The organism is Chloroflexota bacterium (assembly GCA_026708035.1).
Lineage (GTDB): Bacteria > Chloroflexota > UBA11872 > UBA11872 > UBA11872 > JAJECS01.
In genome coordinates this window covers 206816-224203 of the sequence record JAPOVQ010000025.1, presented here as the reverse complement: position 1 = coordinate 224203, position 17388 = coordinate 206816, and the positions used below count along the sequence as shown (strand labels likewise).

The window sequence follows — 17388 nt, the reverse complement described above, 5'->3', positions numbered from 1 at the left end:
CCCGGCCCGGTGCTTGCCTTCGGACGATCCGAAGGTCTCGCAACATACAAGGGGCAGCCCTAGTGGCTGCCCTGGTCACCGGCAGACAGGGCGCCCACAAGGGACGCCCCTACAGACTGATTCGAACGTCTCATTTCAGAGGGACGGAATCTACGCCGAGATTCTTTAGCTGATGTGGAAGTCGGTGGCGTATTGGATGAGGCCCAGGCGGGCGGCGACGCGGCGGGAGGCGTGGTTGGTCCACGAGGTGCTGTAGAGCGGGATGCGTCCCTGGCACCGCACTTCGGCGGCCCAGGCCGCGGTGACGGCCCCGGCATAGCGGCGGCCGCGGTGCTCGGGGAGAGTCTCGACGCCGGCCTCGGAGGCGGCCGCGGTGGCGCGGGCGCTGAAGCACACGGATACCGTCATGCCGTCCACGACGACGGCTATGACGGGGTTGCGGACCTTCAGCTCATCGGCCAGCCAGGCGTATTCGGGGCTGAGCAGGTGGGTGGTGGATGGGGAGATCTCGACGACCTCCTGAGGGCCGGGATTCCCGCCGCCGGGGACGTTTGCGGACCGCTGTAGGGGCGGTTCGCGAACCGCCCCTACTCGTGCGTGAGAAGGTTCGGTAGAGCCTGGATTCCGGCTTTCGCCGGAGTGACGGAGGGGGCCGGGATTTGGCTCCCCGGTTTGGGAGACACCTGGGCTACTGGTCGAGGTCCTACTCCCCAGTCCCGAATCACCCTCACCCTTGCCCTCGCCCATCGAGGGAGAGGGGACACGGCGTGTTCTCCCACTGCCATACTCCGGATCACCCTCACCCTGACCCCCTCCCCAGCCCTCCCCCTTCCAGGTGGAGGGGGCTGAACCGGAATGACGGAGGGGATTCGCAGCTGCTTCGACATCTGGGAACCTGAACGCCGGGCCGAAGTAGATGTTCTGGATCGGTTGCTCGGCGGCGAGTAGCGCTTCGATTGCCGCTTGATTGACCGGCTCGCGGTTTGGGTCGTTTGCGGTCAAGTCCGGGGCCGCCAGGTCGCGCAGGGCGGCGCGGGTTGACTCGTCCATGCCGCGTCGGAAGCGCAGCACGCAGCGTTCGGGGCTGCGGCCAAGGTAGAGCCGCGGAGCGGCGACTTGGTCAGGCTCGGGGTCGTTGGTGGCGATGAGGTTTCCCTCCTCGTCCTGGGTGAACAGGGCGGCGAGGTGCAGGTCGAGAATGTCCGCGGGTTCAGTCAATGGGAGTCCTGTGGATTAGGCACGGCCGCCCGAGCGGCGTGATGAATCTACCGACACTGTGCCTTTTTTCCGCCGCTTGGATTCCTCGCTGCGCTCGGAGTGACAGAAAAGGCGCTCGGAATGACCCTTGGTGAGCGCTGCCGCCCAGATGTCGCCGCCAAGCCTCCCCAGATGCGCCGAATCCTGCCTCGGCAGATTGGGAATACGACGACTCAGCCTTCGTCGGTGAACCCGCTGCCCCAGCAGATCACCTTGCCGTCGAAGCGGAGGCCGCAGATGTGGCTCGAGCCGCTGCTGATGGAAGCGAAACGCTCATCAGCCGGCGGCGCGGATTGGCCAAAGCCGACTTCGTACGTGCGTCCGGATTGAATGAAGGTGTCGCCCAGCGCCGCGCCCCAGCAGACGGCGGCGCCATCCGCTCGGAGGGCACAGGTGTGGCTGGAGCCGCTGCTGATGGCGGTGAAGCGCTCGCCGGTGGGCGGCGACGCCTGGCCGAAATCGTCCTTCCCCCAGCAGACCGGCGAGCCGTCCGCGCGCAGCGCGCAGGTGTGGCTGGCACCGCCGCTGATAGCCGCGAACCGCTCGCCCTCGGGTGGCGCCGCCTCACCGTCGCGGTTGCTCCCCCAACAGACCGGCGATCCGTCCGCGCGAAGCGCGCAGACATGAAAAGCGCCGTAGCTGATCACGTTGAACCGCTCACCCTGCAGCTCTGCCGGCAAATAGTGTCCACCGCTCACGCTGTTGACGAAGCCCGAGCACACGACGGTCCCGTCGCTCCGCAGGCCGCACGAGTCGGCGTTTCCACAGGTGATGGCGACGAACGTCTCATTTCGTGGGGGGAAGGCCTCGCCGTTCGTGTTTTCGCCCCAGCAGATCGCGGTGCCGTCCGCTCGCAGCCCGCAGGTGAACGACGTGCCGGTGCTGATGGCGGTGAACCGCTCGCCTTCCGGCGGCCACTCGCGGGCGAAGTCGCCCCACCGCCTCGATTGCTCCGGGTCCGGCGGCTGATTCCCCCAGCAGACCGTGGTTCCGTCGGGACGCAGACCGCAGGTGTAGTCCCAGCCGGCGTCGACGGCAACGAAGGTCTCGTTGGCAATGTCCGCATAGGTCGTCCGGGCCGGTTCGGGGCTGTCGTAGCCCTCGCCCCAGCAGTGGGGCGAGCCGTCCTGGCGCAGCGCGCAGGTGAAGTGGGCAGTGGCGCTGATCGCCGTGAACTGCTCGTCCCGGGGCGGATACGCCTGGCCGTACCAGGCCCCATACGAGGGTTCGTAGTTGATGCCCCAGCACACCGCGGTGCCGTCCTGCCGTAGGCCGCAGGTGTGGGAGTGGCCGCCGGTCACCGCGACCAGCCGTTCATCGTCCGGCGCAATCGACTGGCCCCTCCGGGAGCCGCCCCAGCACACGGTCGAGCCGTCGCCGCGGATACCGCACGCGTGCCTTTGCCCCATGCCAATCGCCGCGAAGCGCTCGTGCGCCGGCGTGGACTCCCAAAGCCGGTAGCCCACACTCCAGCACATCGCCGATCCGTCCTGACGCAGCGCGCAGGTGCTTTCGCCGCCGCTGACGATGGTCGTAAATCGCTCACCCGCCGGCGGCTCCGCGTCGTCATCGTCGAACCAACCGCCCCAGCAGACGACCTGGCCGTCGGCCTTGAGGGCGCAGGTGTGCAGGGAACCGCTGGCGATGGCGACGAATGATTCGCCAAGCGGCGGCAGTGCCTGATCGCGATAGCCGGCGAACTTGCCCTCGGGGGTGCGGTTGCTGCCCCAGCAGATGGCCTCCCCGTCGGACGCCCGCAGGGCGCAGGTGTGGTCGCCCCCCGCGCTGATGGCGCTGAACGTCTCCGGCGGCGGATTGGCCTCACCGGTCTCGTTGTCACCCCAGCAAACGGCGGTTCCGTCGTGCCGCAGGCCGCAGACGTGGCCGTTGCCGCTGCTGATCGACGCCAACGACTCGTCGCCGACATCGGCGAAGGGCTTCTCCTTGGGATAGCCGGATCGATGCCCCGGTCCCTCGCCCCAGCAGATCAGGGTCGAGTCCGTAGCGCGCACGCCGCACGTTTGGTCCTGGCCGGCGCTGATGGCGGAAAAGGTCTCGCCATAGGGCGGCCGGGCCTGGCCCTGGTAGTCATAGATCTGGTCGTGGCTCGATCCCCAGCAAACGGCCGACTGGTCGTCGGCGCGAATGGCGCAGGTGTGGGCGCGACCGGCGGTGATGGCGGTGAAGGCGAGTCCCGCCGGCGGCGAGGCCTGGCGGTCCCAGTTGTAGCCCCAACAGACGGCCGTACCGTCCACGCGCAGGGCGCAGGTGTGCAGGGCGCCGCTGGCGATGTCCATGAAGCGTTCGTCTGCCGGCGGCGTGGCCTGGTCCCGGTCGTTGGCGCCCCAGCAGACGGCGGACCCGTCCTCGCGCAGGGCGCACGTGTGCGCCTTGTAGAGGCCCATCCCGCTGCTGATGGCGACGAATCGTCCGCCTTCCGGGGGCGACGATTGGCCATCCTCGTCGCTGCCCCAGCAGTCGGCGGCGCCATCCTGACGCAGGCCGCAGGTGAACCCGTAGCCGCTGCTCACCGCGGTGAAGCGTGCGCCCTGCGGCGGCGTGGACTCTCCGGAGTGGTCGGACCCCCAGCACACGGCCGTGCCGTCATCGCGCAAGGCGCAGGTGTGGCCGCCGCCGCTGTTCAAGGTGGTGAATTGTTCCCCGTAGGGCACCGACAGCTCGCCGCTGAGGTTGGGATAGGCGCCCCTGAGCGACCAGCACACGGGGCGGCCATCCTCACGCAGGGCGCACGTGTGGCCGTAGCCGCCACTGACATCGAGAACCCGCTGCTCGCTGATGATCTGGTAGGTCGAGCGCCCAGCCGATTCAACCGGCGTTTCGAACCCATCGCCCCAGCAGACGGGACGGCCGTCCTGGCGCAGGCCGCAGTTGTGCACGTGCCCCAGGCTGATGGCCGTGAGCGACTCTCCAGGCGGGGCGCCCAGTGCGCCTTTGCCCCAGCACACCGGCGTGCCGTCCGGGCGCAGGCCGCAGGCGTAGCCGGCGGTGCTGTCGATCGAGTGGTACTGATCGACGGTCGGCGCGCGTGCCACGGCGTCGTCCTCGTCGCCCCAGCAGAACGGGCTGCCATCGGCGTTCAGGGCGCAGGTGTGGTTGGCACCGCTGGCGATCGACACGAATTGCGCCCTTCCCGGCGGTGATGCCTGGCCGTCGTCGTTCTCTCCCCAGCAGACCGGTGCGCCGCCCTGGCGCAAGCCGCAGGTGTGCGCGTGCCCACTGCTTATGGCGACGAGCCGCTCGCCGTCCGGCGGTGACGCCTGGCCATGGCCGTTCCAGCCCCAGCAGACCGGCGTGCCGTGCGACCGCAGACCGCATGTGTGCGCAAAGCCGCTGCTCAGGGTTGTGAGCGTCTCCCCGGCTGGCGCTGCCGTCCGCCCGCTCGACGGGTCGCCCCAGCAAACCGGCGTGCCATTTGCCCGCAGGGCGCAAACATGCCGCTCCCCGCTGCTGAGGGCCACGAACCGCTCGTTCGCGGGCGGCGACGCCTGGCCGTAGTCGTCCATGCCCCAGCACACGGGAGCGCCGTTTGAATCAAGCGCGCAGGTGAAGCGATTGCCGTTGCTTATCGACGTGAGCACTCGACCGCTGACTGCCTCGAATCCACGGCTGCTCAGGCCCTCGGGGATCCCCGTGCCGGGACTAAATCGCCAGCACGCGTGAGAGCCGTCCTCGCGGAGTCCGCAGGTGAACTGAAAGCCGCTGCTGACGGCGACGAACCGTTCTCCCGGCGGCGGGGACGCCTGGCCGGCGTCATGCCCCTGGCTGAAGAAATATTGAATGGCTCCCCAGCAAATGGGCGTGCCGTCCGCTCGCAGACCGCACGTGTGGTCGGCATTGGCGCTGATGGCGACGAACCGCTCGTCGGCAGGCGGCGAGGCCTGGCCCTCGTCGTCATCGCCCCAGCACACCGCCGTGCCGTCCGGGCGCAGCGCGCAGGTGTGCACCCAGCCGCCGGTGATGGCAGAAAACGTCTCACCGGCCGGGGGAGTCGCGCGACCAAAAAGGTCGCTGCCCCAGCAGACGGCAGTACCGTCGGCGCGCAGGCCGCACGTGTGGGACCAGCCGCTGCTTAGGGTGGTGAATCGCTCGCCTTCGGGCACCGAGGTCTGATCAACCTGGTCGCTGCCCCAACAGATGGCGACGCCATCGCTGCGAAGAGCGCAGGTGTGGTTCGAGCCGCTGCTGACGGCGACGAAGCCCCCACCGGAGGGCGGGGACGCTTGACCGAAGTCGTCTTCGCCCCAGCAGGCGATGCTGCCGTCCATTCGCACGCCGCAGGTATGCGCCCAGCCACTGCCGAGGGATGCGAATGTCTCGCCGGGCGGGGGCGACGACCGGCCGTAGCCATCGTCGCCCCAGCACCAGGCAGTGCCCGCGGCATCGATGCCGCAGGCATGAAGGCCACCGCTGCTGATCGACTCCAGCGGAACATCGGGTCCGGTCAGCCTGGACGGGAATTCCTCGGGTCCTTCGAATCGAACGCCTCCGGGCGGCGACGACTGGCCGTATTCATCGCTGCCCCAGCACACGAGCGCCCCGTCGTCGCGGCGGATGCCGCAGGTGTGTTCGCGACCGCTGCTGATGGAAATGAACTTCTGCCGCTCCGGGGGTGGATCGATATAGCCCCAGCACACAACCGTGCCGTTGGTCCAAAGTCCGCAGCCGCCCTGCCCGGAGCTGCCACGCCCGCTGATGGCGGTGAGGCGCTGGTAACCGCGCGGATATTGGCCGCTGTAGACCACGTCCGACCGCGCGCCCCAGCAGATCGGCGAGCCGTCGAGCTCAATGCCGCAGGTGTAGCCATAGGCGCTGTCCACCACAAGCAGCGGGACATCCGGCGGAGCTTCCCATCCCGTGTGACCGTCCCAGTACGGCTCTGGACCCCAGCAAACGGGAATTCCGCCCTCACGCAGCCCGCAGGTGTGGTACGAGCCGCTGCTGACGGCGGTGAAGCGCTCGCCGTCGGGCGGCGTGGCTTGGCCTGACTCGTTGTTTCCCCAGCACACGGCTGCGCCGTCCGCGCGGAGGCCGCAAGTGTGCGCACCACCGCTGCTGATGGACACGAAGCGTTCGCCGTTGGGCGGCGAGGCTTGGCCGAAGTCATCGCGTCCCCAGCACACGGCGGCGCCGTCCGCGCGCAAGGCGCAGGTGTGCTCGCCACCGGCATCAATGGCCACAAACCGCTCACCCGCAGGCGGATCGGATTGGCCGAAGCCAACTTGACCAAAGCCGGGCCGCTGCCCGCCGTCGGCAACCCCCCAGCACACGGGCTCGCCGTCGGACCGCAGCGCGCACGTGTGGTATTCGCCGCTGCTGATGGCGACGAATCGCTCGCCGGACGTTGTCGCCTGGGACTGCGCAGGCGCGGGCGGCGCGAGCGTGAACTCCGGCAAACCGGCGATCTCGTGCCGCGCGATCGGGGCCTTGGCCGCGTCCGGAATGATGACGTTGCTGAGCTTCTTCACCTTGTCCGGCACGTTTTGCAGGTTCACCCGGCCCACTGTCGTTCCCGGCGCCGGCACGTTCCAGATCACGAACACCGTCCGCTGGGCGCGCAGCAGCTGCAGGCCTTGCGGATTCCCGTTGACCTCCCGCTCGTCGTAGCTGATCGGCAGACCGTAGAGGTTGAGCCAGTCGGGCTCGCTCAGGAACCGCTCCTTGATCGCCGCGTTCTGGTCCAATAGCGCCAGGTGGTTTTGCGTGATGGTGGCGAAGTCGGCGCCTCGATCGGCTTCCAGAGTCTGGTGGGGCGGGACGTTGGGCAGCTCGACCTCCGGGTAGCGATCCGCGAGCACGTCGAGGGTGTTGTAGTAGTTCATGCGGGCCTTGCCTGGGTCCCACTGGAGAATCACCTTCTGGAAGGCCTGGAGGGTGAAGGGACCGCTGACCCAGCGCTGGCTGATGGGGTAGCCGAGAGCCTGGAGGTCGCGGTCGCGGACGAAATCCCATAGCGGCACGCCGCCGCCGTTGGTCACGGCGAATCCGTCGTTGGGATCGATGGTGTCGCCGCCGGTGATCGTGAAAAGGCAGCCGTCGTCGAGGACCACGCCTTCGCAGTCCAGCGCGGCTGCGGGTGGACGGAAGGTGGGCGCAGCCGCCGCGGCAACAGCCACGACAAGAGCAGCCGCAAATAACGCAGCCATCGACGGCAACCGGCGGCGTCCGCGAGCAAGATGGCGCGCCTGCATGCCTTTTTGGCCCATGATCACGGGATTCCCCCGGAAGAGACTACGCGGCCAGCGGGCGAATCGTTCCCTGGATCCTGAAGAAAACTCAGGGTCGCTGCGGAGTCGTCACTGCGCCGGCGCGGCGTCGGCGGGCAAGGTGGCCTTGAGTCCGAAGAGCGACGGCAGCCGCTCGGGGCGGTCCGGCAGCCGCCACCAGCCGTCATCGCCCTGGACCATTTCGCGCAGCCCCTGGTAGCCCGCAAACGGATATTCCTTCAACGACTCGATGCGGAATCCCTGGTCGGCGATCGCGCTCACGATCTCACCCAGGCTGTGATTCCACTCGTACGTCGTGGTGTGTTCGATGTCGACGCCGTCCCCGGTGTAGGTGCCCGGCTCGTCGTAGCGGATGGCTCCGGATTCGAAGTACGGCTCCGTCACCACCAGTTGCCCGTCGGAGCGCTCCTGGTCGAGCGCGTGCGCGAGGGGATGTCCGTCGCGGATGTAGAAAGTCCCGCCGGGACGCGTGAACCGTCGGACGACGCGCGCCCAGGCCGCCACCGAGGGCAGCCAGCAGAGCACGCCCTCGCTGGCATAGACCATGTCGAAGGTCTCGGGGAGGACCTCGGGCGCGTCGTGGACATCGGCCAGGATGAAGCGACCCGGGACGCCGCTGCGGCGACTGATGTCGCGCGCTGCTTCGATCGAGCGCTCGGAGAAGTCGATGCCGGTGACGCCGGCGCCGAGCCGCGCCCACGACAGCGTGTCGAGGCCGATGTGGCACTGCAGGTGGACCAGCGAGCGCCCCCGCACGTCGCCGACGTGCGTGCGATCGAAGTCCACCGCCCGGGTGAGCGTCCGAGCGCCCGAAACGAAGTCCTCGACGCCGTAGAACTCCGAGGCCAGGTGCGCGGGAACGCGCGCGTCCCAGTTGGCCCGGTTGGCGTTTCGATGTTCGTCGAGCATGGCGATCGCCATCCGCTTTCGATCCACGACGGCTCGGTCGCGGCGACCTCTGGATAGTAGGAGGTGCCGAGCGCGACTCGGCAGGAACGGCACGACCACCAGATGCGGCGGAGATCGCGCCGGCGGGGGCGGACGCCGCGTACGGAGCTCCTTGCAGGAATGGGAGACATCGCCCACCCGAGCCTCGGATCCCCCGCACCAAACCCTCTCCCGCCAGGGGAGAGGGGGCCGGACCTGCGCTCCTGGCTCCACGGGGAGGGATAAGGCAAGGGTCTCCGCGTATTCGGCAGCGGTTGAGTTCGGCGTGGCGCCAGACGGCGTCCGCCGGCAGCACGAAACGCCTACGGGGCTTCCGCGTAGAGTGACGCAGCACCATGCTCTCACCGTGGCTGGACAATCTCATCTGGGACGCAGCGGTCCTTCTGGCTGCCGTGTTGCTGGACCTGCTGCTGCCGGAGCCGCCGCATGCGGCGCATCCGGTGGTTTGGATCGGAAGGGTCACCGAGGCGCTGCGACGCGTTGCTCCGCGGCATCCGGTCGCCGCCTTTGCTTACGGCTGCGTCATGGTCGTCGCGGTCGTCGGAGGCGCGGGAACCGCCGCGTGGTTCGGTTTGGCTGCGCTGGCCGCCATACATCCAATCGCCTACCTGATCAGCGGAGCCCTTGTGCTGCGCACGGCGTTCGCGGTGACGGAATTGACGGCAGCGGCGCACCGGACACGGCGGGAATTGGTCGAAAGTCGGCTGGATTTCGCGCGGGAAAGCCTGCGCAGCCTAGTCAGCCGCGATGCCAGCGCGCTCACGCCACCGCTGGTGGCCGCCGTGGCGATCGAGTCCGTGGCCGAGAACTCCACCGACAGCTTCGTGGGCCCCTGGATCGCCTTCGCGGTCTTCGGCGTGCCGGGCGCCATCGCCTATCGAGCGCTGAACACCATGGACAGCATGGTGGGCTATCGCGGGCCCACCGAATACCTGGGCAAGGCCGCCGCTCGGCTGGACGACGTCGTCAACCTGATACCGGCCCGATTGAGCGCGCTGCTGCTGCTGGCGAGTGGATGGCTAGCACGGCTTCCGCTGGGCCGCGCCTGGAGCACAATGCGGTGCGACGGCGGCGCGACCGCCAGCCCGAATGCAGGAGTGACGATGAGCGTGATGGCGGGGCTGCTGGGCGTTCGACTCGAGAAGCCGGGACACTACGTGCTGGGCAAGGAGTTGCGGGAGCCGGAACCGGCCGACATCGACCGGGCGGTGCGCATCGTCAACCGCACGGCAGTGCTCGCCGTCGTCGTATCGCTCGGCGTGCTGGCCGCGCGCCACGCGATTGCCGGCTGACCGGACACCACCGCCCAGGATGACCACGGTGCACGGCGGATTCGACACCGCCGAATTGCGCGCCGAGAACCTGACGCGCGACCAGGTGCTGGACTTCAGCTCCAACATCAATCCATTGGGACCGTCGCCGCGGGTTCGGCAGGCCGCGGCGGAGGCTGATCTTTCGGCCTACCCCGATCGCGAGTGCCTGGTCCTGCGTGAGGCGCTGGCCGCGCAACTCGGCGTCGACACGGATCAGCTCATGGTCGGCAACGGATCGACGGAGCTCATCCACCTGCTGGCACGAGCCCACATGCCGCCGTGGTCCACCTGCCTGGTGTTTGCACCGACATTCGGGGAATACGAGGCGGCGGCGGATGCCACCGGCGCGCGCGTAAAGTTCGTGGTGTCTGCCGCGGCGGATGGATTCACCTGGTCCATGGACACGGCGGTCGAGACCATCGCCACGACGCGTCCGGCGATGGTATTTCTCTGCAATCCGAACAATCCCACGGGCGTCTACCTGGACTGTGAATCCGCCGAGCGGCTGAGTGAGGCCGTCGGCTCGGGCGGGCTGCTGGTGCTGGACACCTCCTACGTGCCGCTGGCCGATGCCGGATGGGACGCGCTGCCGCTGCTGCGCTGCGGCAACGTGGCGCTGCTGCGATCAATGACCAAGGACCACGCGCTGGCCGGCGTGCGGCTGGGCTACATGGCGGCGCAGCCGCCGGTCATTGAGGCCACCCGCGATCTCCAGCATTCCTGGAGCGTGAACGCCATCGCGCAAGCGGTGGGCGTTGCCGCGCTCGGGGACGAGGCGCACGTGGCCGCCGCCCGAGAGGTCATCGCCGAAGCCAAGGACTACCTCGAGGCGCAACTGACCGCCTTGGGCGTGCCGGCGGCTCCCTCGGCCGCCAATTTCATGCTGGTGCGGGTGGGCGATGCCACCGGTGTGCGCCAAGCGTTGCTGCGTCGGCGGATCCTGGTGCGAGACTGCACCTCCTTCGGCCTGCCCGACTACATTCGCATCGCCGTGCGGCGGCGCGAGGAATGCGTCCGGCTCGTCGCGGCGCTGCGGGAGGTGCTGGCGCATGGGTAGCCGCCGCGCCAAGGTGCTGATGGTTCAGGGCACCTCGTCGCACGCCGGAAAGTCCGTCCTCGCGACGGCCCTCTGTCGCATCTTCGCCCAGGACGGATTCCAGGTCGCGCCGTTTAAGGCGCAGAACATGTCCTTGAATTCCTACGCCACGCCCGACGGTGGCGAGATTGGCCGGTCGCAGGCGGTGCAGGCCGCGGCGGCGCTGGTCGAGCCGAGCGTGGATATGAACCCCATCCTGCTCAAGCCCGAGGGCGACCGCCGCTCCCAGGTTGTGCTGCTGGGCCGGCCGCAGGCCGTGGCCTCGGCCCGCGAGTACCAGCAACTGAAGTCCGAGATGTGGACGATGGTCACGGCGGCGCTCGATCGGCTGCGGACGGAGTTTGACGTCGTGGTGATCGAGGGCGCCGGAAGCCCCGCGGAGATCAACCTCAAGCAGCACGACATCGTCAACATGCGGGTCGCGCGCCACGCCCAGGCGCCGGTGTTGTTGGTGGGCGACATCGATCGCGGCGGGATCTTCGCCCAGCTTGTCGGGACGATGGAGCTGTTGGAGCCGGAAGAGCGCGCGCTGGTCGGCGGGCACGTGATCAACAAGTTTCGCGGCGACCCGTCCCTGCTCGACTCGGGCCTGGAGTTCCTGCGCGAGCGCACCGGCGCGCCGGTGGTGGGCGTCGTGCCGTACTTCACCGACATCCACATTCCCGAGGAGGATTCGGTCGGCCTCGGGGCCGACTCCGAGACCGACGACGAGACCGCCGTTGACGTTGCCGTGATGCGGCTGCCGCATATCGCCAACTTCGACGACTTCGATCCGCTGCGGCACGAGCCGGGCGTGCGGCTGCGATTTGTGGCGCGGGCGGCCGAATTCGGCGATCCGGACTTAGTGGTGATACCCGGCAGCAAGACCACGGTGGCCGACCTTGGCTGGTTGCGTGAGCGGGGCCTGGCCGAGCGCATCGTGAGCGCGCGGCGCGGCGGGGTGCCGGTGATTGGAATCTGCGCGGGATACCAGATGCTCGGCGAGCGGCTCCTAGACCCGGACTCGGTTGAGTCACGGATCGCCGAGACGCCGGGTCTGGGGCTGCTGCCGGCCACCACGACGTTTCGTCCAGACAAGGCGACGCATCAAGTCAGGGCGCGGGTCGCCGGGAGCGATGGACTGCTTGCCGGGTGCAGCGGTGCGGAGGTTGTCGCCTACGAAATCCACATGGGGGTCACCTCAGCCGTTGGGTGTTTCAGTCCCTTCGCGGTTGACGAGCAGTCCCGGCAGCGCGTCGACTTCTCGGATGGGGCAATGGACGCCGAAGGCCTGACGCTGGGCACCTATCTGCACGGCCTGTTACACAACCGGGAGGTGCGACGCTCGATTCTGGCCTGCGCCGGCGCGCGGCGCGGGCTCAGCTTGCCGACCGACCATGACGACATCGAGCCAAACGTCGAGTACGACAAGCTGGCGTCGCTGGTGCGCGAACACCTCGACATGAAATTGATCTACGGCCTGACGGGTCTCGAGCCATGACTTCGCCGGTTCGCGCAGGTGCGGCTGAAGTCGCCGTCGCGCGCGGCACGGCGTGGGCGCCGGGGACCTGCGGCGAGCTGGCCCAGGGCGAGTTGGACGGCACGATTGCGATGGTGACCTGCCCGATCGATCTCGGCTCGACGGCCACGGTTGAGCTGTCGGACGGGAGCGGGAGGGTCGACGGGCCGGCACACGCTCCCAAGGCCCGCCGGGCCGTGGCGCTGACCTTGGAATTCCTGGGACGCCGCGACCTGGACGCCCGCCTGTATCTCGAGACTGCGCTGCCGCGAGCCAAGGGCATGGCCAGCAGCACGGCCGACGTGGCCGCGGCCATCGGCGCGACGGCGGCGGGGCTGAGCGCGTCCATCGACCCGCGGCAGCAGGCGAAGCTCGCGCTGGCCGTGGAGCCGAGCGATGGCGTGATGCTGCCCGGCATCGCGCTCTTCGATCATCGCGGCGGCCGTATGGCGCGGTCGCTGGGACAACCGCCCGCGATGCGGGTCCTGGCGCTGGAGTTTGCCGATGAGGTCGATACCGAAGCGTTCAATGCCGTGGACCGTCGGGCCGAGCATCGATCCCACGCCTCGCGGTTTCGCGAAGCCCTGGACCTCATCACAGCAGGACTGGCCGAGGGCGACGCGCAGCCAATTGGCGAAGGCGCGACGCTGAGCAGCCTGGCGAACCAGGCGGTGCTCCCCAAGCCGCAGCTCGCATCCGTGCTCGACCTGGCGCAAGCCGCCGGGGCGGTTGGGGTCAACGTGGCGCACAGCGGCACCGTGCTGGGGTTGCTCTTTGCCGCCGACGCCGACCGGATCAACTGGGCCGAGCGTCAGGCGTGGGCGCGCCTGCCGGGGCTCGTCGCAGTGCATGACAGCCGAGTGATAGGCGGGGGTGTAACGACCGGCGACCGCAGTGCCAAGCACCGAAACTAGGTACCTGGCGGGGTATTCCTCCGTATTCGCGCCTGCTTTCAGGGCTTAGATTTTCACGGGCACCCCGGCGAACATCACGATCACGTCGTCAGCCGACGCGATGATCGGGTGCGGTGCGACTTGCGCAACCGTCGTTGCCGCTTCCGAAGCCTGGCGTTCGCTCCGCGAATGCCGCGGAGGTTCACTTCGTCACGGTGTTGGGCCACAAAGCGCGTCAGGCCGATCCATTGCTCAGGGCGCACCGCCGACGGCGATTGATCCAGTGTGAGCCGCAGGTTGTGCAAGACCCGACGCAGTTGCCGTCGCGTGAACAGCGAACGCAGAGACGCCCGCAGCCTCGGACCGCCAACGAAGCCCTGTGTCACGAGGTCTCGGTACAAGGCGTCACCACGCGACGCAATCAAGGGTTGGGGCCGAAGTCTCAGGTGAAGGAGTACGGCATCAACGGCTGGTCGGGGCCTGAAGGCCGCAGCCGGGATGCGCGCAAGCACTCGGACACGCCATCTCGGGTACAGCAGACAAGCCACGAGTGTGAAGCGTCGCTGGCGGTGCACGATGAACCGCTCGGCAGCCTCCTGCTGAACGACGAGGTAGGCGTCCACCGGCGGATCGAGACCGCTCGTGAGCTTTGCGACAACATCAGCCGTGATATTGAATGGCAGGCTCGCGCAGACTTTGTAGCGGCCGCGCGGAAGCTCGCTGCGCAGAAAGTCCGCGTGGACGAGCGTTACGTTCGCGGCATCACCGAGCGACCGTTCAAGGGCGCGGAACACGTGCGGATCGATCTCGTAGGCCGCGACGTGCCGACAGCGCTCGGCCAGTGGTCCGGTGAGCGCCCCTCGCCCGGCCCCGATTTCGAGGACCAGGTCGTCGGACGAGATTGAGGTCTTAGCGAGAAGCTGGCGTGCGAGCCGCCTCGACCGCAGAAAGTTCTGGCCGTGTTCGGGTCTGCGACCTGACACGGCGAACAACCGTGGCGGAGCCCATGGGTATGTCCCTCATGGTTTCGTGCACTTCGGACGCAGGCTACCATCGCCCGCCCTCGGTTCTAAGCGCCGTTTACACGGGTCACTCGCCTGAGCTGTAGGCCCTTACGTTCACCGGCACCCCGGCGTACATCACGATCACGTCGTCCGCCGCGGCGGCGAATACCTGGTTTACCCTCCCGAGCGCGTCGGCATAGGCGCGTGCCAGCTCGTTCGCCGGGATGACGCCGAGGCCCACCTCGTTGCTGACGACGAACCATGAGGCGTCGCCGTCTTCGTAGAGCTGGAGCAGGCGATCGGACTCGGCGGGGATGTCGAGAGCGGCCTGCCCCGCGTCGGCGGTCTTGAGCAGAAGGTTGCTCACCCAGAGAGTCAGGCAGTCGAGCAGCACGGTGTCGTAATCGGGCAGGCGCGGGGCCAGGGCCGTCACGAGGTCAAGCGGCTCTTCCAGCGTGTCCCAGTCGGCGGGCCGCTCCGCCCGATGCGCCTCGATGCGGGCGGCCATTTCCTCGCCGCCGGCCTCCGCCGTGGCCACCACCAGCACGCGCTGTCCGGTCTGCGCCAGCGTTTGCGCGTGGCGACTCTTGCCGGCGCGGACGCCGCCCAGCACCAGGGTCAGCCGTTTGCTCATATTGGAGTATCACGGTCCTCGGCGGGCAGGTGGCTGATGTCGTTCCACCGAACGAGCGTGCGTCCGTCGGAGTGATTCCGGATGATGGCCAGGCTGGCGCAGTGAATTCGAAATCGCCAGAACTCGGTGGCCGCCAGGTCCAGCAAGGCGACCGCGAGGGCGCGAATCGATCCGCCGTGGGCGACGATCAGGACGTCATCCGACGGATCATGGCGCTCGGCGGCGCGGGCGCAGAACTGCCGCACGCGGTCCAGCACCTGCCAGGTGTTTTCGCCGCCCGGCGCGGAGAATTCCTCATTACCGGCGCTGATCCGCTCGGCCATTGCGCCCGGTTGCAGCGCCTCGATCTCCTCCGACGTGAGGCCTTCCCACTCGCCGAACGAAAACTCGCGCAGAGCGGGGTCGGTGACGATTGCGGTGTCGCGACCCGCCGCGATGAGCCGGGCGGTCTCATGGGTGCGCGCAAGGTCGCTGCTGTAGATGGCGTCGATGCGAACATCTTCCAGCCGCCGCGCCAAGTGGCTCACCTGGCGGATTCCGGTGGAGTTCAGCGGCACGTCCACCTGGCCTTGAATCCGCTCGGTGAGGTTCCAGTCCGTTTCGCCGTGGCGCACGAGATACCAGTGACCCATCATCCCTCCTATGGACGCCCGCGGGCGCCGATTGCTGTTGGCGCCATCTACCAGAACGGAGCGTCGACCAGGGCCGGCGCCACGCTCAGGCCGAGCAGCAGGACCGCCACTTCGGCCACCTCGTTGGTGGCGCCGTAGGTGTCCCCGGTCATGCCGCCGAGCAGGCGCTTGAACCACCAGCCGAGTCCCAGCGCGACTACCGTAGTGCACCCCAGCAGGAGAATTCCGGCGATGCCCAGCAGCAGCCAGCCGGCCAACGCGGCCGTGGCGAGGGCAAGCGCGAGCTGACGCCAGTTGGCGCCGGCCTGGAACGCCGTGCCAAGGCCCTGGGATCGGACATAGGGAAAGACGCCCATGGTGGCCACCATGCCCCAGCGAGACAGGCACGGGAAGAGCACCAGGAGGCTGGTGCGTTCCGCGTCGGGGATTCCCATCACGAGGGTCCATTTGAGCAGCACCAGGCTCGCGCCGCCAACCACGGCGAACGCACCAACGCGGGAGTCGCGCAGAATCTCCAACCGCGCCTCCGGGTCGCGTCCGCCGAGCACGCCGTCGCACGTATCGAGGAATCCTTCGGTGTGGATGGCTCGCGTCAAGGCCAGCAGGGCCGCCACCAGCAGCGCGCCCACCGCCGGCAACGGCAGCACCTGCCGGGCCGCGAGGTCCAGCCCGGCCAGGATCCCGCCCAGCCCGAGGCCGACGAGCGGGAAATACGCGCGCGCCGGCCCCATGGGGCCCGAGTGACTCGGCGCGAACGGCAACACCGTCAAGAAGCCGATCGCGAGCCGCAGGTTTCTCATTGGGTCAGTGGGCCGGCTCGCGGTCGGAAACGCCCGCCTCTTCGAAGGTCGCCATGTCGCTCAGGCAGGCGGCGGCGACTTCCACCAATCCCGCCGCCAGCAGTGCGCCGGTGCCCTCGCCGAGCCGCATGCCGAGATCGAGCAGCGGTTGAAGGCTCAGGTGCGCCAAGGCGATGGGGTGGCCGGGCTCGGCCGAGACGTGGCCTGCAATGAGGTAGTCGCGGACGGTGGGGCAGAGGCTGTGCGCGATGAGGCCCGCGGCGCCGGATACGAAGCCGTCCAGCACCACCGCTCGGCGCGCCCGCGCCCCGCCGAGCGCCACGCCTGCCAGCACGCCGATTTCGAAGCCGCCGACCCTGGTGAGCACGTCCATTCCGTCGGACGGGTCCGGTTGATTCACGTCCAGGACGCGCTCGACACAGGCAACCTTTTGCGCCAGCTCGGGGTCGGTGCGCCCCGTGCCCCGACCCGTCGTTCGCGCGGGAGAGGCGCCCGTGACGGCGGCGGTGATGGCGCCGGCGGACGTGGTGTTGCCGATGCCCATGTCGCCCGTGCCGATGATGGCTGCGCCTTGCTCGGCGGCTGCCTCGGCCAGATTGACACCGGCCCGAATGCAGGCTTCCGCTTGAGCACGCGTCATGGCCGGGCCTTGAGAGATGTCGCGGGTTCCCCGCTCCGACGCGACGACGCGCAGATCGGGATGGGCCGGCAGCGGCGTGGCTACGCCGGCGTCGACGATCAGAAGGTCCACGCCGCGGGACCGCGCCATGACGTTGATGGCCGCGCCGCCCGCCAGGAAGTTCAGCACCATCTGGGCCGTCACCGCCTGGGGATAGCCGGTGACGCCCTGCGCCACCACCCCGTGATCGGCGGCCGCCACGATGACCGTCGTACCCGCCACGGTTGGCCGGTCGGTTCCGAAGATGCCCGCCAGTTGGACGGACAGATCCTCCAGGCGCCCCAGGCTGCCCGGGGGTTTGGTGAGCCGCTGCTGACGCCGTGTCGCCGCCTGCATTGCCCGGGAGTCGCCCGGACGAATGCGGCCGACAACGTCGTCGAGCGTCACGT

General features: G+C 68.7%; 12 protein-coding genes. 5 read left to right on the top strand and 7 right to left on the bottom strand.

Going from position 1 to position 17388, the window contains the following annotated elements; genetic code table 11:
- Positions 1–165: 165 nt before the first annotated feature.
- The 3 genes from OXG33_11125 to OXG33_11115 all read right to left on the bottom strand — a co-directional run bounded on the left by OXG33_11125 (position 166) and on the right by OXG33_11115 (position 8423).
- Entirely contained in the window at positions 166–1218 is a 1053-nt protein-coding gene (locus OXG33_11125; protein ID MCY4114473.1) for a GNAT family N-acetyltransferase, read from the bottom strand.
- A 212-nt stretch (positions 1219–1430) separates the two neighbouring features.
- Positions 1431–7421: a hypothetical protein gene (locus tag OXG33_11120; protein ID MCY4114472.1), complete on the bottom strand. Its 5991-nt coding sequence runs from the start codon at positions 7419–7421 to the stop codon at positions 1431–1433.
- Positions 7422–7571: 150 nt separating this feature from the next.
- The gene (locus tag OXG33_11115; protein MCY4114471.1) at positions 7572–8423 is read right to left on the bottom strand and encodes a class I SAM-dependent methyltransferase; all 852 of its coding nucleotides are present in this window, start codon (positions 8421–8423) and stop codon (positions 7572–7574) included.
- 362 nt (positions 8424–8785) lie between these two features.
- Here OXG33_11115 and cbiB point away from each other — a divergent pair, with 362 nt between their 5' ends.
- From cbiB to OXG33_11090, 5 genes are all read left to right on the top strand, one after another.
- Positions 8786–9742 carry an adenosylcobinamide-phosphate synthase CbiB gene (gene cbiB, locus OXG33_11110; GenBank protein ID MCY4114470.1) on the top strand — a complete coding sequence of 319 codons (957 nt, stop codon included), beginning with the start codon at positions 8786–8788 and terminating at the stop codon, positions 9740–9742.
- Between the two features lie 19 nt (positions 9743–9761).
- The gene (locus OXG33_11105) at positions 9762–10820 is read left to right on the top strand and encodes a histidinol-phosphate transaminase (protein ID MCY4114469.1); all 1059 of its coding nucleotides are present in this window, start codon (positions 9762–9764) and stop codon (positions 10818–10820) included.
- Positions 10813–12339: a cobyric acid synthase gene (locus tag OXG33_11100; protein ID MCY4114468.1), complete on the top strand. Its 1527-nt coding sequence runs from the start codon at positions 10813–10815 to the stop codon at positions 12337–12339. The genes OXG33_11105 and OXG33_11100 overlap by 8 nt, the downstream gene beginning before the upstream one ends.
- Positions 12336–13271, top strand: coding sequence for a GHMP kinase (locus OXG33_11095; protein MCY4114467.1), 936 nt, complete (start codon positions 12336–12338; stop codon positions 13269–13271). Before OXG33_11100 ends, OXG33_11095 begins: the two co-directional genes overlap by 4 nt.
- A gap of 425 nt (positions 13272–13696) precedes the next feature.
- Positions 13697–14155 (top strand): hypothetical protein, encoded by a 459-nt coding sequence (locus OXG33_11090; GenBank protein MCY4114466.1) that lies wholly within the window; start codon positions 13697–13699, stop codon positions 14153–14155.
- Between the two features lie 184 nt (positions 14156–14339).
- On the opposite strand, the gene cobU is transcribed toward OXG33_11090, so the two are convergent.
- Genes cobU through cobT form a run of 4 tightly spaced genes read right to left on the bottom strand, consistent with a single transcriptional unit; the run spans position 14340 to position 17386 of the window.
- Complete coding sequence (gene cobU, locus OXG33_11085; GenBank protein ID MCY4114465.1) at positions 14340–14888, bottom strand: bifunctional adenosylcobinamide kinase/adenosylcobinamide-phosphate guanylyltransferase; 549 nt, start codon at positions 14886–14888, stop codon at positions 14340–14342.
- A complete protein-coding gene (locus tag OXG33_11080; GenBank protein MCY4114464.1) occupies positions 14885–15520 on the bottom strand; it encodes a histidine phosphatase family protein in 636 nt (211 codons plus the stop codon). Before OXG33_11080 ends, cobU begins: the two co-directional genes overlap by 4 nt.
- A gap of 47 nt (positions 15521–15567) precedes the next feature.
- Positions 15568–16320, bottom strand: coding sequence for an adenosylcobinamide-GDP ribazoletransferase (locus OXG33_11075; protein ID MCY4114463.1), 753 nt, complete (start codon positions 16318–16320; stop codon positions 15568–15570).
- 4 nt (positions 16321–16324) lie between these two features.
- Complete coding sequence (gene cobT, locus OXG33_11070) at positions 16325–17386, bottom strand: nicotinate-nucleotide--dimethylbenzimidazole phosphoribosyltransferase (GenBank protein ID MCY4114462.1); 1062 nt, start codon at positions 17384–17386, stop codon at positions 16325–16327.
- Between the last annotated feature and the right edge of the window lie 2 nt (positions 17387–17388).